The 26,196-nt window shown below is 71.0% G+C and carries 25 protein-coding genes; 6 read left to right on the forward strand and 19 right to left on the reverse strand.

Annotation, left to right across the window (positions count from 1 at the left end; genetic code table 11):
• Positions 1 to 3: 3 nt before the first annotated feature.
• The 7 genes from nuoF to E4J16_RS10525 all read right to left on the reverse strand — a co-directional run bounded on the left by nuoF (position 4) and on the right by E4J16_RS10525 (position 6,536).
• A complete protein-coding gene (gene nuoF, locus E4J16_RS10495) occupies positions 4 to 1,290 on the reverse strand; it encodes an NADH-quinone oxidoreductase subunit NuoF (protein WP_136314665.1) in 1,287 nt (428 codons plus the stop codon).
• 71 nt (positions 1,291 to 1,361) lie between these two features.
• Positions 1,362 to 2,090, reverse strand: a complete 729-nt coding sequence (gene nuoE / locus E4J16_RS10500) for an NADH-quinone oxidoreductase subunit NuoE (protein ID WP_136313960.1) — start codon at positions 2,088 to 2,090, stop codon at positions 1,362 to 1,364.
• A complete protein-coding gene (locus E4J16_RS10505) occupies positions 2,090 to 3,469 on the reverse strand; it encodes an NADH-quinone oxidoreductase subunit D (protein WP_136313961.1) in 1,380 nt (459 codons plus the stop codon). The genes nuoE and E4J16_RS10505 overlap by 1 nt, the downstream gene beginning before the upstream one ends.
• Positions 3,469 to 4,251 (reverse strand): NADH-quinone oxidoreductase subunit C, encoded by a 783-nt coding sequence (locus E4J16_RS10510; protein ID WP_136313962.1) that lies wholly within the window; start codon positions 4,249 to 4,251, stop codon positions 3,469 to 3,471. Before E4J16_RS10510 ends, E4J16_RS10505 begins: the two co-directional genes overlap by 1 nt.
• Positions 4,248 to 4,868 (reverse strand): NADH-quinone oxidoreductase subunit B, encoded by a 621-nt coding sequence (locus E4J16_RS10515; RefSeq protein WP_136193358.1) that lies wholly within the window; start codon positions 4,866 to 4,868, stop codon positions 4,248 to 4,250. Before E4J16_RS10515 ends, E4J16_RS10510 begins: the two co-directional genes overlap by 4 nt.
• A 13-nt stretch (positions 4,869 to 4,881) precedes the next feature.
• Positions 4,882 to 5,241, reverse strand: coding sequence for an NADH-quinone oxidoreductase subunit A (gene ndhC, locus E4J16_RS10520; RefSeq protein ID WP_136193357.1), 360 nt, complete (start codon positions 5,239 to 5,241; stop codon positions 4,882 to 4,884).
• Complete coding sequence (locus E4J16_RS10525; protein ID WP_136313963.1) at positions 5,238 to 6,536, reverse strand: geranylgeranyl reductase family protein; 1,299 nt, start codon at positions 6,534 to 6,536, stop codon at positions 5,238 to 5,240. Before E4J16_RS10525 ends, ndhC begins: the two co-directional genes overlap by 4 nt.
• A gap of 363 nt (positions 6,537 to 6,899) precedes the next feature.
• Between E4J16_RS10525 and E4J16_RS10530 the strand changes: the two genes are divergently transcribed.
• The 4 genes from E4J16_RS10530 to E4J16_RS16270 all read left to right on the forward strand — a co-directional run bounded on the left by E4J16_RS10530 (position 6,900) and on the right by E4J16_RS16270 (position 9,811).
• Positions 6,900 to 7,646: a demethylmenaquinone methyltransferase gene (locus E4J16_RS10530; protein ID WP_136313964.1), complete on the forward strand. Its 747-nt coding sequence runs from the start codon at positions 6,900 to 6,902 to the stop codon at positions 7,644 to 7,646.
• Between the two features lies 1 nt (position 7,647).
• Positions 7,648 to 9,045 carry an isochorismate synthase gene (locus E4J16_RS10535; protein ID WP_136313965.1) on the forward strand — a complete coding sequence of 466 codons (1,398 nt, stop codon included), beginning with the start codon at positions 7,648 to 7,650 and terminating at the stop codon, positions 9,043 to 9,045.
• A gap of 141 nt (positions 9,046 to 9,186) precedes the next feature.
• Positions 9,187 to 9,660 (forward strand): hypothetical protein, encoded by a 474-nt coding sequence (locus tag E4J16_RS10540; protein ID WP_136313966.1) that lies wholly within the window; start codon positions 9,187 to 9,189, stop codon positions 9,658 to 9,660.
• 31 nt (positions 9,661 to 9,691) lie between these two features.
• On the forward strand, positions 9,692 to 9,811 hold the full coding sequence (locus tag E4J16_RS16270; protein WP_420809343.1) for a hypothetical protein: 120 nt from the start codon (positions 9,692 to 9,694) through the stop codon (positions 9,809 to 9,811).
• Between the two features lie 802 nt (positions 9,812 to 10,613).
• Here E4J16_RS16270 and E4J16_RS10550 read toward each other — a convergent pair.
• Complete coding sequence (locus E4J16_RS10550; protein WP_240038115.1) at positions 10,614 to 11,891, reverse strand: MFS transporter; 1,278 nt, start codon at positions 11,889 to 11,891, stop codon at positions 10,614 to 10,616.
• Between the two features lie 117 nt (positions 11,892 to 12,008).
• On the opposite strand from E4J16_RS10550, the gene E4J16_RS10555 reads away from it, so the two are divergent.
• A complete protein-coding gene (locus E4J16_RS10555) occupies positions 12,009 to 12,563 on the forward strand; it encodes a mycothiol transferase (protein WP_136313967.1) in 555 nt (184 codons plus the stop codon).
• Between the two features lie 132 nt (positions 12,564 to 12,695).
• Positions 12,696 to 13,481, forward strand: a complete 786-nt coding sequence (locus E4J16_RS10560) for an MBL fold metallo-hydrolase (protein ID WP_136313968.1) — start codon at positions 12,696 to 12,698, stop codon at positions 13,479 to 13,481.
• A gap of 31 nt (positions 13,482 to 13,512) precedes the next feature.
• Here E4J16_RS10560 and E4J16_RS10565 read toward each other — a convergent pair whose 3' ends face one another.
• The 11 genes from E4J16_RS10565 to E4J16_RS10615 form a co-directional block, all read right to left on the reverse strand.
• Positions 13,513 to 14,865, reverse strand: a complete 1,353-nt coding sequence (locus E4J16_RS10565) for an N-acetylglucosamine-6-phosphate deacetylase (RefSeq protein WP_240038116.1) — start codon at positions 14,863 to 14,865, stop codon at positions 13,513 to 13,515.
• 89 nt (positions 14,866 to 14,954) lie between these two features.
• The gene (locus E4J16_RS10570) at positions 14,955 to 16,184 is read right to left on the reverse strand and encodes a DNA glycosylase AlkZ-like family protein (protein WP_136313969.1); all 1,230 of its coding nucleotides are present in this window, start codon (positions 16,182 to 16,184) and stop codon (positions 14,955 to 14,957) included.
• 121 nt (positions 16,185 to 16,305) lie between these two features.
• Complete coding sequence (gene nucS / locus E4J16_RS10575; RefSeq protein WP_136193349.1) at positions 16,306 to 17,001, reverse strand: endonuclease NucS; 696 nt, start codon at positions 16,999 to 17,001, stop codon at positions 16,306 to 16,308.
• Positions 17,002 to 17,176: 175 nt separating this feature from the next.
• Positions 17,177 to 18,022, reverse strand: a complete 846-nt coding sequence (locus tag E4J16_RS10580) for an SDR family oxidoreductase (protein ID WP_136193348.1) — start codon at positions 18,020 to 18,022, stop codon at positions 17,177 to 17,179.
• Between the two features lie 79 nt (positions 18,023 to 18,101).
• Positions 18,102 to 18,851 carry a TetR/AcrR family transcriptional regulator gene (locus E4J16_RS10585; protein WP_136313970.1) on the reverse strand — a complete coding sequence of 250 codons (750 nt, stop codon included), beginning with the start codon at positions 18,849 to 18,851 and terminating at the stop codon, positions 18,102 to 18,104.
• A gap of 18 nt (positions 18,852 to 18,869) precedes the next feature.
• Complete coding sequence (locus E4J16_RS10590; protein WP_420809311.1) at positions 18,870 to 20,171, reverse strand: glycosyltransferase; 1,302 nt, start codon at positions 20,169 to 20,171, stop codon at positions 18,870 to 18,872.
• Positions 20,149 to 22,662, reverse strand: a complete 2,514-nt coding sequence (locus E4J16_RS10595) for a PEP/pyruvate-binding domain-containing protein (protein WP_136313972.1) — start codon at positions 22,660 to 22,662, stop codon at positions 20,149 to 20,151. Before E4J16_RS10595 ends, E4J16_RS10590 begins: the two co-directional genes overlap by 23 nt.
• Positions 22,663 to 22,966: 304 nt before the next feature.
• Positions 22,967 to 23,362: a DUF2550 family protein gene (locus tag E4J16_RS10600; RefSeq protein WP_240038117.1), complete on the reverse strand. Its 396-nt coding sequence runs from the start codon at positions 23,360 to 23,362 to the stop codon at positions 22,967 to 22,969.
• 14 nt (positions 23,363 to 23,376) lie between these two features.
• Complete coding sequence (locus E4J16_RS10605; protein WP_136313974.1) at positions 23,377 to 23,724, reverse strand: F0F1 ATP synthase subunit delta/epsilon; 348 nt, start codon at positions 23,722 to 23,724, stop codon at positions 23,377 to 23,379.
• Position 23,725: 1 nt separating this feature from the next.
• The gene (gene atpD / locus E4J16_RS10610) at positions 23,726 to 25,177 is read right to left on the reverse strand and encodes a F0F1 ATP synthase subunit beta (protein WP_136193342.1); all 1,452 of its coding nucleotides are present in this window, start codon (positions 25,175 to 25,177) and stop codon (positions 23,726 to 23,728) included.
• 73 nt (positions 25,178 to 25,250) lie between these two features.
• Complete coding sequence (locus tag E4J16_RS10615; RefSeq protein ID WP_136193341.1) at positions 25,251 to 26,195, reverse strand: F0F1 ATP synthase subunit gamma; 945 nt, start codon at positions 26,193 to 26,195, stop codon at positions 25,251 to 25,253.
• Between the last annotated feature and the right edge of the window lies 1 nt (position 26,196).

A 26,196-nucleotide genomic window follows, 5' to 3' on the forward strand; every position in this document is an offset into this window, starting at 1 on the left:
TGGTCACCGTCCGCTCTCAGCCGGGCTGTTGACAATGGAGGAGGCCGCGTGCGGGAACAGCTCTGCCGCGGGAGTGGTGTAGCCGGCCTCGAACTCGCTGCGGAAGCGCTTGATGCCGGACAGCACCGGGGTGGCGGCGGCGTCGCCGAGGGCGCAGAAGGAGCGGCCGGAGATGTTGGAGGCGATGTCCTCCAGCTTCTCGACGTCGCCGCGCTCACCCCGGCCGGCCTCCAGACGGGTCATGATCTGCCGCATCCAGTAGGTGCCCTCGCGGCAGGGCGTGCACTTGCCGCAGGACTCGTGCTGGTAGAACTCGGTCCACCGGGACACCACGCGCACCACCGAGACGGTGTCGTCGAATACCTGCAGGGCGCGCGTGCCCAGCAGGGAGCCGGCACCGACCACGGACTCGTAGTCGAGCGGGATGTCCAGTTCCTCGGGCCCGAAGATCGGGGTGGAGGAGCCGCCCGGCACCCAGAACTTCAACTCGTGGCCCTTGCGGATGCCCCCGGCCAGCTCAATGAGCTCGCGCATGGTGATGCCGAAGGGCGCCTCGAACTGCCCGGGGCTGGCCACGTGCCCGGTCACGGAGAACAGGCCGTGTCCCTTGGAGCGCTCGGTGCCCATGGCCGAGTACCAGGCGGCGCCGCGGGCCAGCACTCCGGGCACGGAGGCGATGGTCTCCACGTTATTGATGACGGTGGGGCGCGCGTACAGGCCCTGCACCGCCGGGAACGGGGGGCGCAGGCGCGGGTGGCCGCGACGCCCCTCCAGGGAGTCCAGCAGCGCCGTCTCCTCACCGCAGATGTAGGCGCCGGCGCCGGCGTGGGCGACGATCTTGAGCGGCTGGTCGCCGTCCAGGCCGAAGCCGTCGGAGAGCAGGCCGGCGTCGGTGGCGTCGTGGATGGCGTGCAGCAGCCGCCGGTAGGCGTGGGCGACCTCGCCGCGCACGTACACGAAGGCGCGGTCGGCGCCGATGGCCCGGGAGGTGATGGCCACGCCCTCCACCAGGGCGTGGGGGTTCGCCATCAGGGTGGGCATGTCCTTGCAGGTGCCGGGCTCGGACTCGTCGGCGTTCACCACCAGGTAGCGGGGCAGGCCGTCCGGGGCGGGCAGGAATGACCACTTGAGTCCGGTGGGGAAGCCCGCGCCGCCGCGGCCGCGGAGGTTGGAGGCCTTGACCAGCTCGATCAGCTCGGCGGAGCTCATGGTCTTGGCCCGGGCCAGGCCCTGGTAGCCGCCGGCGTCCCGGTAGGCGTCAAGCGTCCAGGAGCGCTCCTTGTCCCACATGTCGGTCAGGACCGGGGTGAGAGTGCCCGGGGCGGTGAAGGCCGGCTCCACGGGGCCGCGAGTCTGCTCGCTCACTTGTCCTCCTCCTGGGTGGGTGCCTTCCAGTCGTGCACGCGTGCGAGCCGCAGGCCGCGCAGGCTGGACTCGCCGGCGGCGATGCCCTCATCGGCGCGTCCGTCCTCGAAGCCGGCCAGCAGCCGCTCGTTCTCCCGGAAGGTGGGCACGGTCTCCGGGCCGCGGGTGGGGGTCACGTCCTCGCCGCGCTCCAGGCGCTCTACCAGGTCGACGGCGGAGGCGGGGGTCTGGTTGTCGAAGAACTCCCAGTTGACCATCACCACCGGGGCGTAGTCGCAGGCGGCGTTGCACTCCACGCGCTCAAGGCTGATACGCCCGTCAGCGCTGGTCTCGTCACTGCCCAGCCCGGTGTGCTCGCTGACCGCCTGCCAGACCTCGTCCCCACCCATCACGGCGCACAGGGCGTTGGTGCACACCCCCACGTGGTACTCGCCGGCGGGGTGCCGGCGGAACTGGCTGTAGAAGGTCGCGACGGCGGAGACCTCTGAGCGGGTCAGCTCCAGCTTCTGCGCCACCAGGGCGATGCCGGCCGGGGAGACGTAGCCGTCCACGCTCTGCAGCAGGTGCAGCATGGGGATGATGGCGCTGCGCTGGTGCCCCTCCGGGTAGCGGCCCATGATCTCGGCGATGTCGGCGTCGAGCTGCGCGGCCACCTCGGGGCTGTAGCCGAGTGCGACGCCGGCGGACTCGGCCGTCGGGGCGGGGGTGTTCTCAATGGTGCTCATCAGCGGTCCACGCCTCCCAGGACGGGGTCGATCGAGGCCAGGGAGGGGACGACGTCGGCGATCATGCCGCCCTCGCTCATCATGGCCAGCGACTGCAGGTTGGAGTAGGAGGGGTCACGGAAGTGGACCCGGTAGGGGCGGGTGCCGCCGTCGGAGACGGCCTGGATGCCGAGGACGCCCTTGGCGTGCTCAACCGTCTGGTACACCTGCCCGGCCGGCACCCGGAATCCCTGGGTGACCAGCTTGAAGTGGTGGATCAGGGACTCCATCGACGAGCCCATGATCTCCTTGACGTGCTCCAGGGACTGCCCCTGCCCGTCGGTGGCGATGGCCATGCGCGCGGGCCAGGCGATCGTCGGGTCGGCCACCATGGTGGTGTTGGACGGGTCGTCGCCGCGGGCGGCGATCTCATCGAGCCGATCCAGCGCCTGGGAGACGATCTTGAGTGACTGGTAGCACTCGTCGAAGCGGACCCGCAGCCGGTTGTAGCAGTCGGAGCGGTCGTACACGGGGACCTCGAAGTCGTAGGTCTCATACCCGCAGTAGGGGCGCAGCTTGCGCATGTCCAGCGGGTAGCCGGCGGCCCTGATGCACGGACCGGTCAGCCCCATCGCCATGGCCGCGGCCAGGGTCATCTCCCCGACGCCCACGAACCTGGACTTCAGGATCGGGTTGGCCATGAGCAGGGACTCCAGCTCACCCAGGTCGTTCTTGATGTTCGGCATGACCGAGCGGACGAAGTCGGTGAAGCCCTCCGGCAGGTCCTGGGCCAGGCCGCCGGGACGCACGTAGGCGTGGTTCATGCGCAGCCCGGAGGCCATTTCGAAGGCGCGCAGGATGTTCTCACGGCAGCGGAAGGAGATGGTCATGAGCGTGGTGCCGCCCATCTCGTTGCCGGCCGATCCGACGGCCACCACGTGGCTGGCGATGCGGTTGAGCTCCATGAGCAGCACCCGGGCGACGGTGGCCTTCTCGGGGACGTCGTCGGTGATGCCCAGCAGCTTCTCCACCGCCAGGGCGTAGCCGACCTCCTGGAAGAACGGGGCCACGTAATCCATGCGGGTCACAAAGGTCTCCCCCTGCACCCAGGTGCGGTACTCCATGTTCTTCTCGATGCCGGTGTGCAGGAAGCCGGTGCCGGCCCGCAGCTCGGTGACGGTCTCCCCGTCCGTCTCCAGCACCAGGCGCAGCACACCGTGGGTGGAGGGGTGGACCGGGCCCATGTTGACCACCACGCGGTCGCGCTGGAGGCGGTCCTCCTCGTCGCGCGCGGCGATCTGGGCGGCGATCTCATCCCAGTCCCCGCCGTTGGCGGTGTACTGGGGGGCGCCGGCGGCGATGTCGTCGGTGGCGGGTCCGGTGGCGTGCATTGTGCTCATCAGCGGTACGACCTCCGGGTGTCGGCGGTGGCGGTTGAGGCGCCCTTGTACTCGACGGGGATGCCGCCGAGCGGGTAGTCCTTGCGCTGCGGGTGACCGACCCAGTCGTCGGGCATGGCCGAGCGCGTCAGGTTGGGGTGGCCGTCGAAGACGATGCCCATCAGGTCCCAGGCCTCGCGCTCATGCCAGTCGTTGCCGGGGTATACCGCCACCAGCGAGGGCACGTGCGGGTCGGATTCCGGGCAGGTGACCTCCAGGCGCAGGGCGCGGGCGCCGTGGGTCAGTGAGATCAGCTCGTAGCAGGCGTGCAGCTCGCGTCCGGCGTCGGCCGGGTAGTGCACGCCCGTGACGCCCAGGCACAGCTCGAAGCGCAGGTCCTGGTCATCACGCAGCGGGCGCGCCACGTCCAGCAGGTGCTCGCGGGTGATGAAAAGGGTGAGCTCGCCGCGGTCCACCACTACCTTCTCAATGGCGGCGGCAGGGTCCACGTCCGCCTCGGTGAGGTCCTCGATCAGGGCGTCGACGACGTCGTCGAACCACTCCCCGTAGGGGCGGGTGGCCGCCGGGGCGAGGGTGACCACGCCGGTGGTGCCGCCGTAACCGCTGGTGTCGCCGGCGTCCGGGGCGCCGAACTGGCCGGAGTGGACGCCGATGACCTCCAGGCGCAGCGCCTCGGGCACCGGGTGGCCGGCCACCTCCGGGACCGCCGCGGCTGCGGGCGCGGCGACGGCGTCCGCCTCGGGTGCGGTGTTCTTCTCGGCGTTGTCGGCACTGGCGGTCATGCGAGCAGCCCCTTCATCTCGGCGGTGGGGACGGCCTTGAGGGCGGCGGCCTCAACGGCGCGGGCGATCTCCTCGCGGTGGGCGAAGATCGGCTTGCGCTCGATCTGGCGGGTCAGCTCGAGCATGGCGTTCAGCAGCATCTCCGGTCGCGGCGGGCAGCCGGGCAGGTAGATGTCCACCGGGACGATGTGGTCGGCGCCCTGAACCACGGCGTAGTTGTTGAACACGCCGCCGGAGGAGGCGCACGCCCCCATGGAGATGACCCACTTGGGCTCGGGCATGGAGTCGTAGACGTTGCGCACCACCGGGGCCATCTTGTGGGAGACGCGGCCGGAGACGATCATGACGTCGGCGTGGCGCGGCGAGGCGCGGAAGACCTCCCAGCCGAAGCGGGCCATGTCGAAGCGGGGCGTTCCGGTGGCCATCATCTCGATGGCGCAGCAGGCCAGGCCCATGGTCACCGGCCACAGCGACCGCGCCTGGGCCAGGTCGGCCAGCTTCTCCACGGTGGTGAGCATGAAGCCGGGGCCCTCGACGCTCTCCAGCGCCTGCGCCTGCAGGTCATCCCGCTTGGAGGGGATGTGGAGCATCTTCTCGTTGTACTCGCGCATGTTCATGGGGCTTGCTCCCTCACTCCCAGTCCAGGCCGCCGCGGCGCCACTCCAGGAGGTAGGGCACCGTGATCAGGGCGATGAAGACGAGGGCGGCGCTCAGACCGAAGAAGCCCAGCTGCGCGAAGGCGGTGGCCCACGGGTAGAGGAAGACGACCTCGACGTCGAAGATGATGAAGGTCATGCCGACCAGGTAGAAGGACACGGGGAACCGGCCCTGGTCGACATTGGTGGGGGTGGGATCGATGCCGCACTCGTAGTTGGCGACCTTGACCCGGTTGCGCCGGTTCGGGCTCACGATCGCGGACAGCACCAGGCCGCCGACGGCGACGACCATGGCGACTGCCGCCATGATGAGCAGGGAGACGTACGGATTCATGCTGCCGGCACCATCCTTGTCAGAAGTTGGATGAAGTGGTCGATTCCGTCGCCGCCACGACGCTCCCAGCCATCGGAAAGGAGCTTGGCGACGAGTCGCATGAGGTGCTTGCGCGGCAGCCCGTAGCGGGTGCACACGCGCATCACCTCGGGATGCTCGATCAGGGCGACGAAGATGCGCCCGAGCGTGTAGTAGCCGCCCATCTGCGCCTCCAGGGCGGCGGGGTACTGGGACAGGGCGAGCTCCCGCCCGGCGGCCGTGGTGCGGGCCGCCGCCTGCGCGGCCGCCTCGGCGGCCAGGCGCCCCGCCATGAGCGCCTGGGCGATGCCCTCCCCGTTGAAGGGGGACACCATGCCGCCGGCGTCACCCAGCAGCATGAGCCCGTCGGCGTAGTGCGGCTTGCGGTTGAAGGCCATGGGCAGGGCCGCGGAGGCGATGCGGCCCACCCGGTTCTCCGGGGTGAAGCCCCAGGCGGCGGGCACGTGCTCCAGCCAGCGGTTGAAAACGGAGCGGTAGTCGATGCCGCGGGCGGAGGCAGCCGCCGGCGTGGAGGCCACTGAGCCCAGGCCGACATTGACCAGGCCGTCGCCCACGCTCCAGATCCAGCCGTACCCGGGCAGCAGGTCGGAGCGTCCGGCCGGGCCGTCCCAGAGCTCCAGGCGGGACTCCATCCAGGCGTCGTCGGCGCGCGGGGAGCGGAAGTAGGCGCGCACGGCCACGCCCAGCGGCTTGCGCTCGTTCTTCTTGCGGCCGACGGCGGTGGCCAGGCGGGCGGAGACGCCGCCGGCGTCCATTACCAGGGGCGCACGGACGGTGGCCGGGGCCTCAATGCCCGGCTCGGGGCTGCGGGGGGTGGGGGCGATCTTCACGCCGGTGACGCGGCCGGCGGTGTTGGTAACCGGAGCCGTGGCGGTCACGCCGGTGAGCAGCCGGGCACCGGCGCCGACGGCGTGGGCGGCCAGGTCCCGGTCCAGCTCGGCGCGGCGCCGGGCCAGGCCGTAGGAGGGCAGGCTGGCCTGCTCGGGCCACGGGATGTGCAGCTGGTGCCCGCCGCCGATTACGCGCAGCCCCTGGTTGCGCTGCCAAGTGGAGGTGTCCACCCCCATGCGCACCAGTTCGCGCACGGCGGCGGGGGTGAGCCCATCGCCGCAGACCTTGTCCCGCCCGAGCTCCTGCCGCTCGAGCAGCAGTACGTCCAGGCCCAGCCGGGCCAGGTGGTAGGCGGCGGACGAGCCCGCGGGGCCGGCTCCCACGACCACGACGTCGGCGCTCAGGCTGCCAGCGGCTGCTGCCATTGCTGCGTGCCTCCTTCGCATTGGACTCGTGCGGGACGGGATGTCGGAGCTGTCTGCCGGCCACCGGGGAGGGCGGTCGGGACCCGGACGCCCTGTAGACAGACCGGGACCGGCCGAGACATTACCGGCTGACCTGCGCACCTCGTCGACCGCCCGGGCCCGCGCCTCCGGGACCCCCGATTATTCCCCGCGATTTCCAGGGTAACGCGCGGCCATACGCCACGCACCGGCGAGCGGGCGGACCGCATTCGACACGTATTTAGAGATACCTACCCTTGCGAATTAGCGGTCTCCTGGGCGACGCCCCCGACCCGACCGCCGCAGGCGTACGGACCCGGTCCGGGATCTGCAAGGATCACCCCCATGAGCCGAGCCTCCCTAGCCAAGGACCCCCGCGAGGTAGCGGGCATGTTCGACGCCGTCGCGCGCCGCTATGACCTGACTAATGACGTCATGAGCCTGTGGCAGGTGCGCATGTGGCGCGCGGTCACGCGCGCGGCCGTCGCGGCGCGCCCCGGCATGCGGGTGCTGGACCTGGCCGCCGGCACCGGCACCTCCAGCGTCGACTACGCGGCCGACGGCGCGGATGTGGCGGCCTGCGACCTGTCCGCCGGCATGGTGGCCGAGGGACGCCGCCGCCACCCCGAGATCGAGTTCGTGGTCGGCGACGCCACCGCCCTGCCCTTCCCCGACGCCGACTTCGACGTGGTCACCGTCTCCTACGGGCTGCGCAATGTGCAGGACACGGCGGCGGCGCTGGCGGAGATGGCGCGGGTGACTCGGCCCGGTGGGCGGCTGGTGATCGCCGAGTTCTCCACCCCCGTGCAGACGGCGTTCCGGCGCCTGTACCGCTTCTACCTGGGCACTGCCCTGCCGGCGGCCGGGCGCCTGGTGTCCTCCAACGCGGACGCCTACGGCTACCTGGGCGAGTCGATCCTGGCCTGGCCCGACCAGGAGGCCCTGGCCGCACTGATCCAGGACGCCGGCTGGCGGGGCGTGGGCTACAAGAACCTGTCCGGCGGGATCGTGGCCATCCACCGCGCCACCAGGCCGGGGATCCCCGCGGACCGCAGCGCCGCCGACGCCGCGCCGACGGCCCCGGAGGCCTGAGGTGGCCGGGTCGCCTCCCGAACGGGCCACCGTCGACGCGCGAGTGCTCTCCGCGACGCAGGCCACCGCCTCACCGCCGCGACTGTCCTTCCGCACCACCGCCCTGCCCGCCGGCGTCATCACCCCGGAGGGTGGCGACGGCGGCACGGGGCTGCTCGACCTCCTGGCGGGGCGGGAGGACGTCGTCAGCTGGGTGCGGCACGGGCGTGGCCTAGTCGGCTGGGGGCAGGCGCTGCGGCTGGAGGCGCAGGGGCCGGACCGGATTGAGGCGCTGCGGAGCGCCTGGCGGGCCACCGTGTACGCCTCCTGGTGGCGCGACGCCCTGGTGCGGCCCGGCACCGGCCCGGTGGCCCTGGGCACCATCGCCTTCTCCCCGACCTCAGCCGCCGTCTCCGTGCTGGTGGTGCCGCGCGTGCTCGTGGGCCTGGATGACTCCGGGGCGTGGCTGACCACCGCCGTCGCCGATGGCGAGGCACACCCGGAGGTGGCGGAGGTGCTGGCCCGGGTGCGCCCGTCGGCGTCCGCCCAGACGGGTGCCCCCTCCCCCGACGCCCCCGCGGTCTCGGTCGGCGCACTGCCCGAGGCCGACTACCTGGCCGCCGTCGCGCAGGTGCGTCGGCGCATAGCCGCCGGCGAGGCGCGCAAGGTGGTGCTGGCGCGGGATCTGCTGGTGAGGCCGGCCGCACCCCTGGTGACCGGCGAGCTGCTGCGCCGCCTGGGCGCGGAGTATCCGTCGTGCTGGACCTTCGCCGTCGATTCCATGGTGGGAGCCACCCCGGAGCTGCTGGTGCGCCTGGAGGGCAGGCGCCTGGCCAGCCGAGTCCTGGCGGGGACGGCGCGACGCCATGCGGGTGATGCGTTCGGCCGCGAGCGCGAGGCGGCCCGGCTGGCGCAGTGGCTGGCGGCGTCGGCGAAGAACCGGGCCGAGCACGAACTGGCGCGGGACTCGGCGATTACCGCCCTGGAGCCCCTGTGCTCCGCGGTGGAGGCGGAGCCCCCGCGGGTGCTGACGCTGCCGAACGTGCTGCACCTGGCCACCGACATCACCGGCGTGGTCGCCGGGGACACGGGGGCGCTGTCCCTGGTGGGCGCGCTGCACCCCACCGCCGCCGTATGCGGCACCCCCACCGCCGCAGCCGCCCGCATCATCGCCGAGGTCGAGGGCATGGACCGGGGCCGGTACGCCGGCCCGGTCGGCTGGGTGGACTGGCACGGCGAGGGCGAGTGGTGCATCGCGCTGCGCAGTGCCGCGCTGCCGCCCGGCGGGGCGGGACCAACAGCGCCGGCACGGGTGTTCGGCGGCGGCGGGATCATGCCCGAATCGGAGCCCGCCGACGAACTGGCTGAAACCAAGGCGAAGATGCGCCCCATGCTCACCGCCCTGGGCGCCGTCGGCTAGCCGCCGAGCTCCTCCCCCGCTGGTTCAACTCGCCCGCCGGGGTGCGGACTGCAGGCGCGCGCATGCTCCCGCCCCGTTCACTCCGCTCGTGGTTCCTGACACCTCTTGCCCTCCGGCACCCGGCAGGGAGACGCTCACGACATGACAGTCGCTCTTGTCCTGCAGGTCCTGGCCGTCCTCACCACCGCCATGGTCGCCGGCTTCCTGACCATGTACTGCCTGACGATCGGCGGCTACTTCAGTCACATGGTGCGCACCGAGCAGGTCAATGAACTGCAACGCTCCTACGCCCCATTTCGCCGTCGCACCCACCTGAAAACCACCTACGCCGCCGCCATGCTGTTGCAGTTCTTCGCGGCAGTGGCTGCGCTGGCCGCAGCCTGGCAGCCACCCCTGACCGGCCGCATCCTCGCCGTCGCCAGCCTGCCCCTGCTACTCGCCGTCCACCGGGTCACGGGATTCACCGCCCCGGAGGAGAGACTGGTCTCCGGCCAGGCGGTCTCCGACGCCGCCGCCACCCGGTATCTGCGCCTGAACCGCCCGCTGCACGCCCTGTACGCCTGTGTCTACGCGCTTGCCGCCGCCTGGATGCTGATCGAACTCGTAAGCGGCTGAGGGTTGCGTCCGCACGCGGACCCGCTACCTGCTGCGGTTGGAGCCGGTCGCCTCGCTGTCGGCCGACGACGTCGTGGCGCAGCTGGCACCCGCGCTGCGCTCGGCGTTGACGCCGCACGGCCCGGGGGCTACCAGGGCCAGTCGGAGGTGAGGCAGGCCTCGATGGCGCGATGGCGGAAGCTGTAGGGCCGGGTGCGGCGGATGGCGGATAATGCGTCGGGTGAGGTCCAGGCGCTGCGCCGCGGGTTCCATGAGCACCCGGTCGACCCCCCGGCGCCAGCAGCAGGCGGCCAGCCTTCCATGACAGAGGGCTGGAGGGCGGCCATGCGGCCGGTGTCATCGATGGCATCCAGCGTGATGGTGCGGAAGCGGCGTGCGAAGGTCGCGCCTGTGAGCGCACGGACAGTGACATGCCGGATACAGCCACGGTCCCGACCCGCCGCAGTAGCCCGGCTATACGCTGCGCGCGGCCGTCGAGCCTGCCAGTTGGACCGCTTGTTCCCCCGTTGGACCTCTGTTCCCCCGTTGGACCGCTGTGCCCCCGTTGGACCGCCGTAGCCGCCGTTTACAGCGGTCCAACGGGAAGTGAGCGGTCCAACGGGGCGTGAGCGGTCCAACCAGGGCGGCGCAAGACCCGCCCTCCCCCTTCGGCTGCCGGCAACCAGGCCCACAACACCGCGGAAACGCCGTGGGCCCTGGCTGCGCACAACGATCCTCACCGAGAACACAGGCCCGCCCACCCGGAGGCACCCACATCACCAGCACCGACCCACCGCCACAAACGACTCACACAACACGACCTAGGCGCATCCCCGGACCGACGGCGCTAGTTTCCGCCGCCGCGCTGACCGGGCCCACCGTCATATCGACCGACCTCGGTACGTAACAACTACCGATTTCGGTACGTAAGATCTACCGACCTCGGTACGTAACGGCGGCGAGGGGGTTGTGCGTCAGGCGCGTTTGATGCCGTTGAGCCGCTCGGTCATGGCCAGCCCCAGCGCGGCCAGGGCGAGCAGGTAGAAGGGCAGTAGCCAGAGTCCGACCCGGCTGGAGATGACCCCGAACAGCGGCGGCATGACGGTAGTACCCGTATAGGCGGCAGCCATCTGGATGCCGATGATCGCCTGGGAGTTGCGGCGCCCGAAGTTGGCGGGCGTGGAGTGGATGATCGCCGGATACACCGGTGCCGCCCCGACCCCGGCCAGGGCGAAGCCGGCGAAGGACACCGGCCCCAGCGGCAGCGCGATGATCAGGGAACCGACGGCCCCCAGCAGGAAGCCGCCGCGTATAAGCGCCCGGTCACCGACGCGATCGGCGAAGAAGCCGCACAGGAACCGGCCCGCAGTCAGGCCCAGCACGAACAAGGCGCCGAAGGATGCGGCCGAGGAGGCGCCGAAGCCGCGGTCGGACACGAAGAACGTGGCGCCCCACAGCATTGCCGTCTGCTCGAAGGCGCAGTATGCGAAGAACGCCAGCAGCACGGAGGTGACCCCCGGGATGCGCAGCGCTTCCAGCAGCGACACGTGCGCGTGCGCACCGGCATCGGCCGACTCCACCGCCCGATCCTCAGCCGCCGCGGCGGGGTCCGCACTCACCGCCTCCTGGGCAGCCTCTCCGGGCCGGATCGCCGCGACGCGTCGCCACAGCGGCCCACTGGCCACCAGCACGACGGTCAGCCCGATTTGCAGTAGGCCGATCGCGCGGTAGGCGGCCGGCCAGTTGCCGTCCGCGGACAGGGCCAGGCTCATGACGAAGGGGCTGATGGACGCACCCACCCCCCAGAAGCTGTGCAGCCAGTTCATGTGCCGCGCCGTGTAGTGGAGAGCTACGTAGTTGTTCAGCGCCGCATCGACGGCGCCCGCTCCCAGGCCGTAGGGGATGGCCCACAGGCACAGCATCCAGTACTGCGTGGCGGTGGAGAATCCCAGCAGCGCCACCGCCGTCGCCGCGACGCTCACGGCCGTGACCACACCGGCGCCCAGGCGCCGAGTGAGGCGCTCGGAGGCCAGCGAGGAGACGATTGTGCCGACGGCGATGATGAAGGTGATTCCACCTGCGTAGGAGACCGGCACCCCCAGGTCCTCGTGCATGACCGGCCAGCCGGCGCCCACGAGTGAGTCCGGAAGGCCGAGGCTGATGAAGGCCAGATAGATGATGGCGAGCAGCAGCAGGTACACGGGAGAGGCCTCTCTGCGTGGGGACAGGCGGCACGGACGAGTAGGCGGCATCCGCCACAGAATTAACCGTACATAATATTATAGCGGAGCCCCCGCCCAGTGCCAGTCGCCCTCCAGTATTCCGCCTCCTCCCTAGTCACAGCCTCGCCCCGCGCCTACCGTGGGGGCATGAACGAGCACACCGACTCCCCCGCCGCCAACGCCTACCTCGACCTTCTGAAGGCATCGCTGGACCGCTCCCGGGAGCGCTTCGACCGCGCCCTGGACGGCGTGACCTCTAAGCAGGCGAACACCCAGCCCACCCCGCAACTCGCCCCGCGCATCGACTCCCTCACCTGGCTGGCCTGGCACACCGCCCGCGAGATCGACATGCAGGTCTCCGCCCTGGCTGGCAGCGAGATGCTGTGGACCGCCGCCGGCTTCAAGGACCGCTTCAACCTGCCCCTGCCGGACGACACCGAGGACTGGCGCCACACCCCCGAGCAGGCGGCGCTCGTACGCGTGGACGACCTCACGGTCCTGACCGACTACCTGGACGCCGCCTACACCCTCGCCCGCGAGTACCTGGCCTCGCTGTCGGCGCAGGCGCTGAACGACGTCGTCGACCGCGCCTGGACGCCGCCGGTCACCCGCGGGGTGCGGCTCGCCTCGATTATCGACGACGCCGCCCAGCACTCCGGGCAGGCGGTCTACACCCGCAGGCTCCTGGGCCTGCCCGGCTGAGCGCGCCCGCACGCCTGCCGGCCGGCAACGGCTCATCCTTTCCAGTGCCGTTCAGGCGCACGGAGTATCCTCTTCGGATCGGCGGCCCCACAGGGACGCCGGTCTCCCTGAGACTCACGAGAAGGGCACCCGATGGAGCTCCTCCAACTGCGTAACGCCACCGTCAAGCTGACCTACGGCGGCACCACCTTCCTCATCGACCCGATGCTCTCCCAGCGGGGCGCGCTCGAGCCCTTCCCCTCCCTGCGCGGCGACGAGCGCAACCCGCTTCATGACCTGCCGCTCCCGATCACCGAGATCCTCGACGGCGTCGACGTCGTACTGGTGACTCACTCCCATGTCGACCACTGGGATCCCGAGGCCGCCCGGACCATCCCCAAGCACACCCCGATCCTGGTTCAGGACCGGTTCGACGCCGATATCGTCGCCGCCCAGGGATTCACGGACGTACGGATCCTGGAGAATACGACCGCCTTCGGGCAGGTGACGCTGACCCGGGTGGAGGGGCAGCACTACGACGCCCCGGAGCTGGTACCGCTCATCGTGGATGTAACCGGCACCGCCGCCACCATGGGAGTCGTACTGCGCGCGGAGGGGGAGCCGACCGTCTACTTCACCAGTGACACGGTCTGGTTCACCGGCGTGGAGGAGGCTCTGCGGGACTTCTCCCCGGAGGTGGTCGTGGCCAACGCCGGCGGCAACCGCATCCCGTTGGGACGCCTGGTGCTGGACGACGCGGAGGTGGCGCTGATCAGCCGGGCGGCGCCCGCGGCGGCGATCGTCGCGGTCCACATGGAGGCCGTCAACCACTGGGGCACGTCGAAGGCGCAGTTGCGGCAGACCGCCGCCGCCTCAGGCTTCACCGACCGGCTCTTCGTTCCCGCCGACGGCGAGTCACTCACCTTCCCGCACCCCTGACTCGCCGGTTCGACGCCCTGGGCGCGCCAGATCAGGCGGCGCCTTCCACCACCTCACCGCGGCAGAAGACCGTGACCGGGTTCAGGTCGGCGTCGGTGACCACGACGTCGGCCCACAGCCCGGGCTCCAGCGCGCCGATGGAGTCGTCGCCGAGGATCTCGGCGCCCTGGCAGGAGGCGGCGAAGACGGCGTCGACCAGGTCCACCCCGCCGCGCCAGGTGGTGCGCACCACGTCGAGCAGGTGCGCGGTGCTGCCGGCCAGCGCCCCGCCCTCGGTCAGGCGGGCCACGCCGCCGCGGACCGTGACGGCCTGGGAGCCGAGCACGTAGTCGCCGTCGGGCACGCCGGCGGCGGCGAGCGCGTCGGTGACCAGCACGACGTTCTCCCGCCCCAGCGTCTCGAACATGTCGCGCACGATGGCGGGGTCCAGGTGGACGCCGTCGCCTATCAGCTCCACGACGCACTCCCCGCCGGCGGCCGCGGCCAGGAACTCCGGGACGGGTCCGGGCTCACGGTGGTGCATGGGCCGCATCCCGTTGAACAGGTGGGTGGCGGTGGCACGGGCGGAGCGGACCGGCTCCCCGGCCTCAAGGCGGGCGGCTATACGCGCCGAGGCGTCGGCCAGGCCGGCGCGCACGGGGCCGGCTTCGGAGTCGGTGTGCCCGAAGGAGGGCAGCGCGCCGCCGTCGATCAGCGCGGCGACCACGCCGTCGTCGCCGGTGATGTGCGGCATCTCGGGGGCGATGGTCATAGTGGCCACATGCCCGCGGCCCAGCTCGAGCAGCTCCCGGGTCAGGGCGGCGTCGGGGTCGATGATGTAGGTGGGGTCCTGGGCGCCGCAGCGCTCGACGGAGACGAAGGGCCCCTCGAAGTGGATCCCAGCCAGCTCACCGGCGTCGCACAGGTCGGCGAGCACCCGCGTGCGCGCCTTGAGCACCTCCGAGGCGGCGGTGACGCAGGAGGCGACCAGGCTGGTGGTGCCGTGCCGACGGTGCTCGCGGACGGCGGTCATCGCCTGCTCGGGCGTGGTGGCATTGGGGAAGGACTCCCCACCGCCACCGTGGCAGTGGACGTCCACCAGGCCGGGCAGCAGATAGCCGCCCTCCGGGGCACTGCGAGCAGTGGCGAGCAGATCCGCCCAGCCGGCCCGCGCCGCCTCGGCCGCCGGCCCCACCCAGACCAGGTGGCGCGCAGCAATGACGACGACGCCGTCGTCGATGATCTGCAGCGGAGTGACCACGCGCCCGCGCAGAGCCAAGGGGGCACCCGGACCCGCCTCACGCGGCACGGACTCAGCGGACTCAGCGGCACCAGCGGGGGCCGGTACCGGGCCCGGCACCGAGGAGGCCGACGAGGAACCTGCGGGCATGGCGGCATTGCTCATGCCGCGAGTCTATCGCATTAACCACGCAGACATCAGACGTCTGCTGTCCCGTGGAGCTGGTGGGGATGAGACCGCCGCATCCGCGGCACTCAGCGGCTGAGCCGGCGCTCGATGCGCCGCACCGCCCGCTCCACGGACTGCTCCAGCCGGGCCGAGCGGCGGGCCCCGTCGGCCCACAGCAGTCCCTCCCCCACGGGCCGCACGGCCACCACCCGTCCGCGATCCACCAGCAGCGGGCGGAACATGCCGTTGCTCGCCGGGCAGATCAGCCGCTCCCCGGCCGCGTCGGTCAGGCACAGGCGGTCCTTGTAGCCCACATGCAGCTCGTCGAAGGAGGGCAGGAACAGGGTGCGGGCGACGGCGCGCCGACTGCCCTCCAGCAGCTCGGGCAGGTCGGCGCGCAGGTAGAGGACGTCGCGCCCGGGCCCCGCATCGGCGCCGAGCAGTCGCACGCTCCCCTGCAGCCCGCCCGCGGCGCGTGCGCGCACCAGCGGCACCCGGGCCGCATTCGGGTCCGTCGGGTAGTCGGCGGCGTTCGTGATCTCGACGGCGTCCTCCAGCGCCCGGGTGGCCTCGGCCTGCGGGAGTGTGGTCCAGCGGGCGAGGTCGGCGGCGCTGACCGGCCCGTGGCTGGTGGCGTAGCGGCGGGCGATCTCCGCGAGCGCCGCGCGGTGCCCGGCGGTTCCGTGCGCGGCTCCCCCGCTGCCGCCGGGGCCGGCATCAGCGCCGGGCAGGTCGCGGGCGTCCATGATCAGGTGCTCGTTACCGCGCCGGGGCCCCTGCACCAGCAGGCCCTCACGCTGCAGACGCACCAGCAGGTGCCGCCGCCGCCAGGAGCCGCCGTCGGCGGGGTCGGAATCGAGCAGGCCGGCCTCCTGCCAGGCCCTGATCAGCCGGGCACGGGCCACCGGTCCCTCCCTGCCGATGAGCCCCAACGCGGCATCGGCGGCGCGCCCCAGGACGGCGCCGTCAAGCCCCAGGCGCGCCTCGGTCTGTCGTGTCCAGGCGTCCGAGCGGTGCATGAGTGCCTCGCGCAGCCAGTGGTGGTCGGCGGCGGTGGTGATGTGGATGGTGCCGCGCATCGGCCAGGAGCGCACCAGGCGCCCGGAGGCGAAGGCGGCGTCGACGGCCGAGCCCGTGGCGCCGTCGGCCCGCAGAATCAGCGCGTGCGGGACGGCGGAGGGCTGCTGCCCCTGCACAGCGAGTTGGCGGCGCACCGCCTCGACGACGTCGGGGGCGGTGGTGGCGGGGACGAGCCCCTGGGCGAGGATGCGCAGATAGGACATCTCGCGCGGGGCTGCGGTGCGGGTGGCGGGCATGAGCAGATGCTATTCGGTGTGCCGGACGGCTTATGCGGGCGCGCCCCGGGCCGGCGCGGCGCCACGAAAGCGGCACTGCCCAGCCCGCCGCGGCTCAGTGGCTCCGAGGCGGCGGCGCGCCTCAGAACAGGCGGGAGGAGGGGTCGTCCAGGCCGCGCATGGCGTCGTAGTCCAGCACCACGCAGCGAATACCGCGGTCCTCGGCCAGCACGCGCGCCTGCGGCTTGATCTGCTGGGCGGCGAAGACCCCGCGCACCGGGGTGAGCAGCGGGTCGCGGTCAAGCATGTCCAGGTAGCGGGTCAGCTGCTCGACGCCGTCGATGCCGCCCACGCGCTTGACCTCCACCGCCACCGCGGCACCGGCCGCGTCGCGCACGAGCAGGTCGACCGGGCCGATGGGGGTGGGGTACTCGCGGCGCACCAGGCGGAAGCCGGGGCCGAGCACCTCCACCTGCTCGGCGAGCAGCTCCTGGAGGTGGGCCTCGACCCCGTCCTTGGTCAGCCCGGGGTCGACGCCAAGCTCCACGCTGGTGTCCGAGACGATCTCGAATAGGCGGATGACCAGGCGGTCGTCGCTCTTGGCGGCGGTCACCTCCCAGCGGACGGTGACGCCGGCCTCGGCGTCCTCCTCATCCGGGGCGACCTCCGCCAGGCGGGCGGGCGGGCTCATCCAGTTCAGTGGCTTGTAGGAGCCGCCGTCGGAGTGGACCAGTACCGAGCCGTCGGCCTTGACCATGATCAGGCGGGTGGCCCGGGGCAGGTGGGCGTCCAGGCGGCCGGAGTAGTCCACGGAGCAGGAAGCGATGACGACGCGCACCCCGGCAGCCTACCCGCAACCCGCGCCCGCACCCGCACCCCTCCACCGAGGTCGGTAGATCTTACGTACCGAGATCGGTAGAAGTTACGTACCGAGATCGGTAGAAGTTACGTACCGAGATCGGTAGAAGTTACGTACCGAGGTCGGTAGATATGACGCGGCGCATCCGGCTCAGTCAGTTCGCCCCGCCCGCGGACAGCGGCCCGTAGTACCAGGAGGCCGTGACACCGCCGTCGGCCAGCACGTCCGTGCCGTTGATGTACCCGGCCTCCGGCCCCATGAGGAATCCGGCCAGCGCGGCGATCTCATCGGGCGTGCCGGCGCGCCCGGCCGGGGAGAGCTCGAGCTGCTTGCGGTAGCCGGCGCCGCGCGGCCCCTCGAGCTCGTCGCGCGCCAGCGGCGTGATGACGATGCCGGGACTGATCGCATTGATACGCGCGCCGCGCTCGCCCCAGGTGACGGCGTTCGCCCGCACCCGCAGGCCGTTGGCCCGCTTGGACATCTGGTATGCGTGCAGCGTGGAGGTGATGGCGCCGTCGGCGAGCAGCGGCAGGTCGAGCAGCTCACCCGCGGGGGTGGTCGCCAGCAGGGCGTCCTGCTCACGGGTGAGCGCGGGCATGCGGTAGCCGGACTGGCTGGAGATGACGACGCCGGAGCCGCCCGGGGCGATCACCTTGCCGAACTCCTCCAGGGCGACGGCAAAGCCGTACAGGTCCACCCGCAGGATGGTGGGAATGTCGGCCTGCGACGGCGAGACTCCTCCGGCGAGGATCACCCGGCTGACCGGCCCGAGCGAGGCGGCATGCTCCGCCAAGGCCCGGATGGAGGCGGGGTCGGCCAGGTCCGTCGTCGTCGCCTCGGCGCTGTAGCCGGCGTCGAGCAGCTGCTCGCAGACCTTCTGCGCATTCTCGAGCCGCAGGTCGGCGACGACGACGTGACCGCCGTTGGTGACGCGCCGGGCGATGGCGGTGCCGATGGCTCCGGCGCCGAGCAGGACAGTGACGGGAGGTTTTGTGCTCATGAAAGCGATTGTCCGCCTCGGCGCGCCCTCGGGGCAGGGCCGAGGCAGGCCGCGCCACAGGGGGTCTGAGGGACCCTCCCTATCCTCGTGCGCGCCCCTTCCGCTCGGGCGCCGCTGCGCCGTACGTCATCTCTTCCAGATTGGCTACGGCCCGATCGACCACTTCGAGTACCTCGGGCAGCAGTCGTTCACACTGGGATTTGGTTGGGGCGGTGTCGGGCTCCAGCAGCAGACGGATTGTGCGGGCCAACGCGGCGGCCGGGTCGATCGCCGTAGCGTCAGCGCGCTCCGTCACCTTGCCGACGACGAAGCCGGTCATCACCGCATTGAACACGTAGGCCTGTTCGTGCGCATCCATCTCGGCGTCGTCGCGCATGAGCCCCTCTCGGCGCAGCAGGGGTAGCACACGCAGGCACAACTCCATCGGCATGGAACGTTCCAGGAGCTCTCGAGAATCCCGGTGCGCCGCAAGAACTCGCCGCATGAACACGTCTGAGGCAATGAGCTCGACCAGTTCGTGCCGCCACGAGTCCAGCAGCAGCACCGCCAGGCGCGACAGGCGCAACCGCTCGGGATCACGCACCACCTCCGCGCGCACGGAGCCGATCCACGCCGCGGTCTCGTGGGCGAGCAGGGCCAGCAGCAGCTCCTCCTTGCTGGGCCAGTACAGGTATGCCGTCCCCTTGCCGACGCCGGCCGCCCGGGCGATCTCGGCAACGGTGGTCTTCTGGGGACCGTGTATGGCGACCAGTTCCGCGGCGGCGGTAAGGATCCGCTCCGGGAGGGCGGAGGCGGCTACCGCCCTGGGGGCGTGCCCAGGCTTGCGCATGGGAGCATCATATTGCGGTCAATGACTCCAGCCGTCCGAGATCAGCTCGGTGATCGCAGCCGCGGCGGCGGCCGGCCCATCAATCGACCGCAGCTCGAGCGCCATCCGTTCGGCCCGCGCGCGCAGGCGCCGGCCATTGAGCGCGTCGACCACGAGCGCAGGCCAATCGACGTCGGCCGCCTCCCGGCGTCGAGCCATGACCGCCGAGCCGTAATCGACGCAGCGCTGGATGTTGAAGCGCTGCTCGAACTGAAGCGGGATGCCAATGAAGGGCCACCCCTGCACACTGCTGGTCTGCACGGTCCCCTCCCCGCCGTGGGTGATGGCCAGGTCGACGGCGCCGCCGAGGCGGTCCGCGGGCAGGCGCCCGGTCACGTGGACATTCGCAGGCAGTCCCGCCAGGTCGCGCGGATTCAAGTGCTCCCGGACGGGGGCGAGAATCTGGCAGGGCGCATGTGCCAGGCGAGGCAGCACGTCGAGTACCAGTTCCCGTCCGCCAGACGATCCCACCGCGAAGTAGACAACCGGTTCACCACGGGATGCCAACTCGTTCACCAGCGGGGGAACTGGCCCGGGCAGACTGGCATAGACCGGCCCGACCACCCGATGACCGGGCGGCATGTCAACCCAGGACGGAAGCAGATGCGCCGCGGTGGTGATCAGGTTGAGGTCCGCGGTAAAGAAGCGGACCAGATCCTTATCAAGATGGACCCCATTGGCCTTGGCGATCCGCCGGAACGAACCCGGCGGGCGAACATGTCGGTTCAGCCTCGTCAAGGCGCGCGCGACAAGATCGTCAACGGTCTGCCGCGCGGGGGTGGTGCGCGCGAGGACGCCCGTGGCGGATGAGTCGCGCACCGCCTGCAGGTGGGCCAGGGAGTAGGCGAAGGGACGGACGAATACCAGCGGGACTCCTTCGGCCCGAGCGGAGATGAACTGGCTGAGCGTGGCACCTATGACGACCGCAGACGGACGGAGATCGCGTATGAGCGACCGCTCGGAGGCGACCCTGCCGGCGAGCAGCTCGTCGGTGAAGGGGTTGCGCAGTGCGCGTCCCTGATCCAGGGCGAGAAGCGCCCGCGCATCAGCGTCATCGAGGCGGGGGCTCAGGAGACGGTACTCGAACCCGGCCTCCTCAATGATCTCCCGATTGCGGTCGGAGTACCCGGCGAACACACATTCAACGTCGGGCGGCAGGCGCCGGGCGATTGCGACTCCCCGAGTCACCTCGGCGACGTTGAAGTTCTCCGGGGCGAACAGGACCCGAGCCCGCCGCCCCAGTACTGTCCACTCGCCGTCAGCCGAGATCGCCATTGGCATCTCCCATCGATTCGTCAGCCATCACAGACGGGCCACTCATTTCCGGCATCAGCAGCGTGACGACGCCGGCCGAACCGTCCACCTCGATCGGTTCGCCGTCGCGAATCCGCGCGGTGGCGCCGTCGGCTCCGAGCACTGCGGGTATGCCGTACTCCCGGGCGATGATCGCGGCGTGCGACAGCGGCCCGCCCGCATCGGCGACGACGCCGGCGGCCAGGGAGAACAGCGGCGTCCACGACGGGTCGGTGAACGGGCACACCAGCACCTCCCCGGCACTCAGGCGCCCGAAGTCCCGCGGCCCTAGGATCACCCGTGCCCGTCCGCGGGCCCGGCCGACGGCGGACGGAAGTCCGCGCAGCACCAGTCCTTCTGCGGGTCGGGAGTCGACCGACCCAGCCGCCTCTGTTGCGCCGCAACTGCGCCTCCAGGCCTCCCGGGCCCGCGCGCGGGCGTTCTTGCGTCGGTCGACCAGGCTCGTCAGTTCCACCTCCGCGGTAAGGGTCAGCGCCCGACGCACCTCGGCGTCGTAGAGCAAAACCACATCCTCCGCCTGCTCCAGCACGCCGCCGGCCACCAGCCTGCCGGCGATCTCAGCCATGACCCGGCGGGCCTGGAAGAAGAACTCCTCAATCAGGTACAGGGTGCCCTCCCGTCCGACGTGCAGGGCGCGCTGTCGCGCCACGGACCGGTACCAGCGGCGGCGCAGCGGCGCAGGCAACCGGGCCGCCACGTCCTGCAGCACGGCGGGCCTGTTCCGGGGCTCAATCTCCGTCCGCTCGCGGGCCGAGGCGCTCATACCACGCAGTTGTGCCGCAATGAGTCCGATCAGGTCCTCGGGACGCTCGCGCCATGACCTGGCGGAGAACGCCAGGTAGGGCGATCCGGCGCGAGCACCGTAGTCATCGAGGAACTGGTGCAGCTCGGCGTGAAACCGGTGTCCCGCAGGCGCGGCGTCAAGCTCGTCCAGGAAAGGCTCCGGCCCGTCCCGAAGCAGCCTGCGCTCCAGCCCGAGTGCGTGCACCCGCTCGGCCAGGCGCGCGATCCCGGCGTTAGCCGCCGCGGTCACGTAAGACAGATCCCGGTAGAGGTCCTCCTCCTGCACGCCGTCTCCCAGGCCTGCCATCGCCGTCAGCCGCATGGTGACCGCCCGGTTCACGGTGAGAGGCACGAGGTAGTTGCGGTAGCGGTCGTGCAGGACGTGGGCGGCGGCGTCGACCGTTTCATCCAGAAGTCGGAGGAGCGTTGCCGAATCCGCTTCGGTGCATCGATCGATGCACCGGGTGAGACGAGTAAGGCTTCTGCGGATGGCGGCCTCCTCCTGGGGCCAACGCCCGGGATCATGGCGCAGGCTGCGCCCGACGACGGCGGGCAGGCGCGTGAGCCTCCACAGCCTCTGCGGCGGCAGGGACGCGTGCAGGCGTATGACGCCGTCGGCGTCGCCTTGAAGCAGTGCCTCCGGGGCGGGAGGATTGAACCCGGCGCGGGACAGCAGCGCCGCTACGGCCTCGACGAGCCGGTGCGCGGCGCGCAGGTCTAGGGGGTAGGGGCAGGGCAGGTGCTCAGCCACGTCCGCCCGGATCAGTTCCTCCGCGCGGGCGCGCATGGATCGCGGTGCGGCGGAGCCGACCCGGCCGGCGAAGGCGGTCACCGGCCTGGCCTGGAGGAGCACGACCTCGCCGTCGCACAGCGCCCACTCGATGTCCTGCGCGCATCCGTAGTACTCCTCCAGGCGCCTACCGACCTCCAGCAGACGGAGCAGCTGATCGTCGTCGAGGCACAGTCGGTTGCGGTCGGCCACAGGGACCCGAGTGGTGACGACGCCCTGCGGGCCCTGGTCCATCCGAGTCTCCTTGGACCCCAGGGTTCGGCTGACGATTCGCGGCGGGCTGGCACTCAGCCTGAAGACATCGGGCACCACGAGCCCGGAGACCACGCTCTCCCCGAGCCCGTACGAGGCACTCACCACCGCCGTATCCGCCGCCCCGGCGACCGGGTCGCGGGTGAATAGCACGCCGGAAACGGTGGGCTCTACCATCCGCTGGACGACGACGGCGATCGGTGCCGCTTCCGCGACCCCCCGGCGACGGCGGTACTCGGCGGCCCGCTCGTTGAAGGCGGATGCCCAGCAGGTACGCACGGCGTCGAGCAGTGCAGCCGCGCCCGACACGCCCAGGACAGTGTCGTGCTGCCCGGCCAGGCTGGTTTCGCGGCCGTCCTCATCGGTGCCCGAGGAGCGCACCGCGACTGCGGGCCGTCCCAGCCGGTCATAGGCGTCGAGCAGGGCGGACTCACACCCGGGAGGAAGTGGGAGCATGCTATTCGTCTGCCCATCAACTGCGTCCGACCGAGTGGCGGCTAGGAATGCCTCGGTGGTGACACAGAAGCCGTCGGGGACGGGCAGACCGAGCCGCCGACACCGCGCCAAGGAGGCACCCTTGCCGCCCGTCAGCGAGCCGTTGGAGGCTTCGGCGTCGTCGAGCCAGAGAATCATGGCGCTTCCATTCAGCGGTCGGGGCGCGGGGTACGCCGCAACCAATTCTGACTGCCTGACCAAAACATGTCAATCGGTCAGTCAGTCAGACGGGCGCCGCCACACCCGCTCACGAACCATGCTGGTATCCCCACCAACCACATCAACCGACCTCGGTGGTTATAACTACCGACCTCGGCACGTAACGTCTACCGATCTCGGTGGTTATAACTACCGACCTCGGTGGTTGTATCTACCGACCTCGGTGGTTATAACTACCGACCTCGGCACGTAACGTCTACCGATCTCGGCGAGGGACTTGGGGCTAGAAGAGGGTGGGCTGGGAGGGGGCGGCGGACTCGATCCAGGCGACCAGCGCGGAGTGCGAGTCCTCCACCATCGCCAGCTCGAAGCGCTCGCCGCGGTAGCGGCACGGAACATCCACCACGTGCCCGCCCTGGCCGCGGCGGTGCACCGGGCCCAGCTCAAGGTCGTCACGCCGAAAGCGGCGGCGACGACGCAGCCCGAAGGACACCAGCCGGTGCCACTCCAGGTCGTCGTCGCCGAAGACCGCGATGCCACTGATCCAGCGTGCGCTGCCGGCCGGACGCAGGGCACACTCGAAGGAGCCCACCCGTCCGGCCAGAAAACGCAGCCGCAACAGGAATCCTCCGGTGAGGGCAATGACCACGATCGCTACGGCGACGACCAGTTCCCACACCGGAATCTCCTCCCTCAGTCCCGTATACCCACGCCGGGAATGACGATGGTCTCCGCAATAACGTCGCTCACGGCGACGGTGGAGTCAGTTACCTCCGTGCCGACGGCGTCGGCCGCCACGGTCACCACGTCGCCGTCGACAGAGCAGAAACCGCCCGCCACCGGCATGCTCACCTCGTCGCCGTCAATCGGGGCGATGCGTACACTGCCGCGCCCGAGCACCGCCAGGATCGGCTGCCGCCCGGGCAGCACGCCGAGCTCGCCGTCGGGCAGCGGAACCGAGACCCGGGTGGCTGCGCCGGCCCAGGCCTCGCCCCCGTAACGGGAGACCACCTCCACCTGGAGGGTGCGGTCGCCGGGCATGTCAGGCGTCCGCCATTTCTGCCGCGCGGCGCTCGAGGTCCTCAATGCCGCCGATGTTGAAGAAGGCCTGCTCGGGCAGGTGGTCGTAGTCGCCCTCGGTTATGCGGCGGAAGGCCTCGACAGTCTCCGCCAGCGGCACCGTGGACCCGGGCACGCCCGTGAACTTCTCCGCCATGTAGGTGTTCTGGGACAGGAACTGCTCGATGCGCCGCGCCCGCCCCACGGTCACCTTGTCCTCCTCGGAGAGCTCGTCAACCCCGAGGATCGCGATGATGTCCTGCAGCTCCTTGTTCTTCTGCAGGATGGACTTCACGCGGGTGGCGACGTCGTAGTGCTCCTGCCCCACGTACTGGGGGGCGAGCAGCCGGGAGGTGGAGGCCAGCGGGTCCACCGCCGGGTAGATGCCGCGGGAGGCGATGTCGCGGGACAGCTCCGTGGTGGCGTCCAGGTGAGCGAAGGTGGTGGCCGGGGCGGGGTCGGTGTAGTCGTCGGCGGGCACGTAGATCGCCTGCAGGGAGGTGATGGAGTGACCGCCGGCGGAGGTGATGCGCTCCTGCAGCTGGCCCATCTCATCGGCCAGGTTCGGCTGGTAGCCGACGGCGGAGGGCATCCGTCCCAGCAGCGTGGAGACCTCGGAGCCCGCCTGGGTGAAGCGGAAGATGTTGTCGATGAACAGCAGCACGTCCTGGTGCTGCACGTCGCGGAAGTACTCCGCCATGGTCAGCGCGCTCAGTGCCACCCGCAGGCGGGTGCCCGGCGGCTCGTCCATCTGCCCGAACACCAGCGCGGTCTTGTCGAAGACGCCGGCCTCCTCCATCTCCCCGATCAGGTCGTTGCCCTCACGGGTGCGCTCGCCGACCCCGGCGAACACGGACACACCGCCGTGGTTCTGGGCGACCCGCTGGATCATCTCCTGGATCAGGACGGTCTTGCCGACGCCGGCACCGCCGAACAGGCCGATCTTGCCGCCCTGCACGTAGGGGGTGAGCAGGTCGATGACCTTGATGCCGGTCTCGAACATCTGCTCCTTCGGCTCCAGCTGCTCGAAGGTCGGCGGCTGGCGGTGGATGGGCCAGCGCTCGCCCACCTCCAGGCGCTCGCCCTGCTTGAGGTTGAGCACCTCACCGGTGACGTTGAAGACGTGCCCGAGGGTGACGTCCCCGACGGGCACGGAGATGGGGGCGCCGGTGTCACGTACCTCGCTGCCGCGCACGAGCCCGTCGGTGGGCTTGAGCGAGACGGCGCGCACGATGTTGTCGCCCAGGTGCTGCGCCACCTCGAGCGTGATCTCGTGGGCCTGGTCGCCCTCGCCGGTGGCGTTCACGGTGACCTTCAGCGCGTTGTACATCGCCGGGATCGCGTCCGGCGGGAACTCGACGTCGACGACGGCGCCGATGATCCGGGTGACGTGCCCGATGGCTGGGGTGGTCCCTTGGGTGGTCGTGTCAGTCATGATGCGATTCTTCCGTATCCGTTCTGCCAGCAGCTGTGGGGCGGTGGTTGGGGCTGTCGGGGCGGGCCGGGCGCTATTGGGAGCCCAGGGCGTCGGCGCCCGAGACGATCTCGGTGATCTCCTGGGTGATGTCGCCCTGGCGGGCGGCATTGGCCAGGCGGGTGTAGGTGGCGATGAGGTCCTCGGCGTTGGAGGTGGCCGTGTGCATCGCCTGCTGCCGGCTGGCCAGCTCGGAGGCGGCGGCCTGCAGCAGGGCGTTGCGGATGCGGCTGCGCACGTAGCGGGTGAGCAGGGCGTCCAGGACGGCGTCGGCGCTCGGGGAGAACTCGTACAGGGGCTGGGCGCCGGTCCGCTCGGCCCGGACCCGCTCGACGTCGGCGGCCAGGTCCTCACGGTTGAGCTCACCGGGCCCGTCGACGTCGACGACGGTCAGCGGCAGCATGCGGCGCACCTCGGGCACCTGCGAGACCATGGACACGAAGCGCGTGAAGACGATGTGCACCTCGGCCACGCCACCGGCCTCTGGGCTGGACAGGAAGTAGTCCAGCATGACGGTGGCGACCTCCTCGATCGAGGCGTCGCTGGGGCGGTCGGACTCGCCGGTCCAGGAGAACTCCACCGGGCGGCCCCGGAAGGCGAAGTAGGCACTCGCCCGCCGTCCGTAGGTGAACAGGACCGGCTCCTTGCCGGCCTCCACCAGCTGTTCGACCAGCCGTTCGGTCTCCCTCAGGATGGTGGCCGAGTAGGCGCCGGCCATGCCCCGGTCGGAGGTGAGCACGAGCACGGCCACCCGGTCCGTGTCCTCCCGCTCCCGGGTGAGCGGGTGGTCCAGGGCGGCGTGGGAGCCGACGGCGGCGACGGCCTGGCTCAGGGCGTGGTCGTAGGGGCCGGCCTCCTGGGCGTTGTTGCGTGCGGAACCGATCCGGGAGGAGGCGATCAGCTCCATGGCCCGGAAGACCTTCTGCAGCGTCTGGGTGGACCTGATCCGCTGCTTGTAGATGCGCTGGTTCCCTGCCACG

The sequence above is a fragment of the Actinomyces procaprae genome, assembly GCF_004798665.1.
GTDB classification, from domain to species: Bacteria; Actinomycetota; Actinomycetes; order Actinomycetales; family Actinomycetaceae; genus Actinomyces; species Actinomyces procaprae.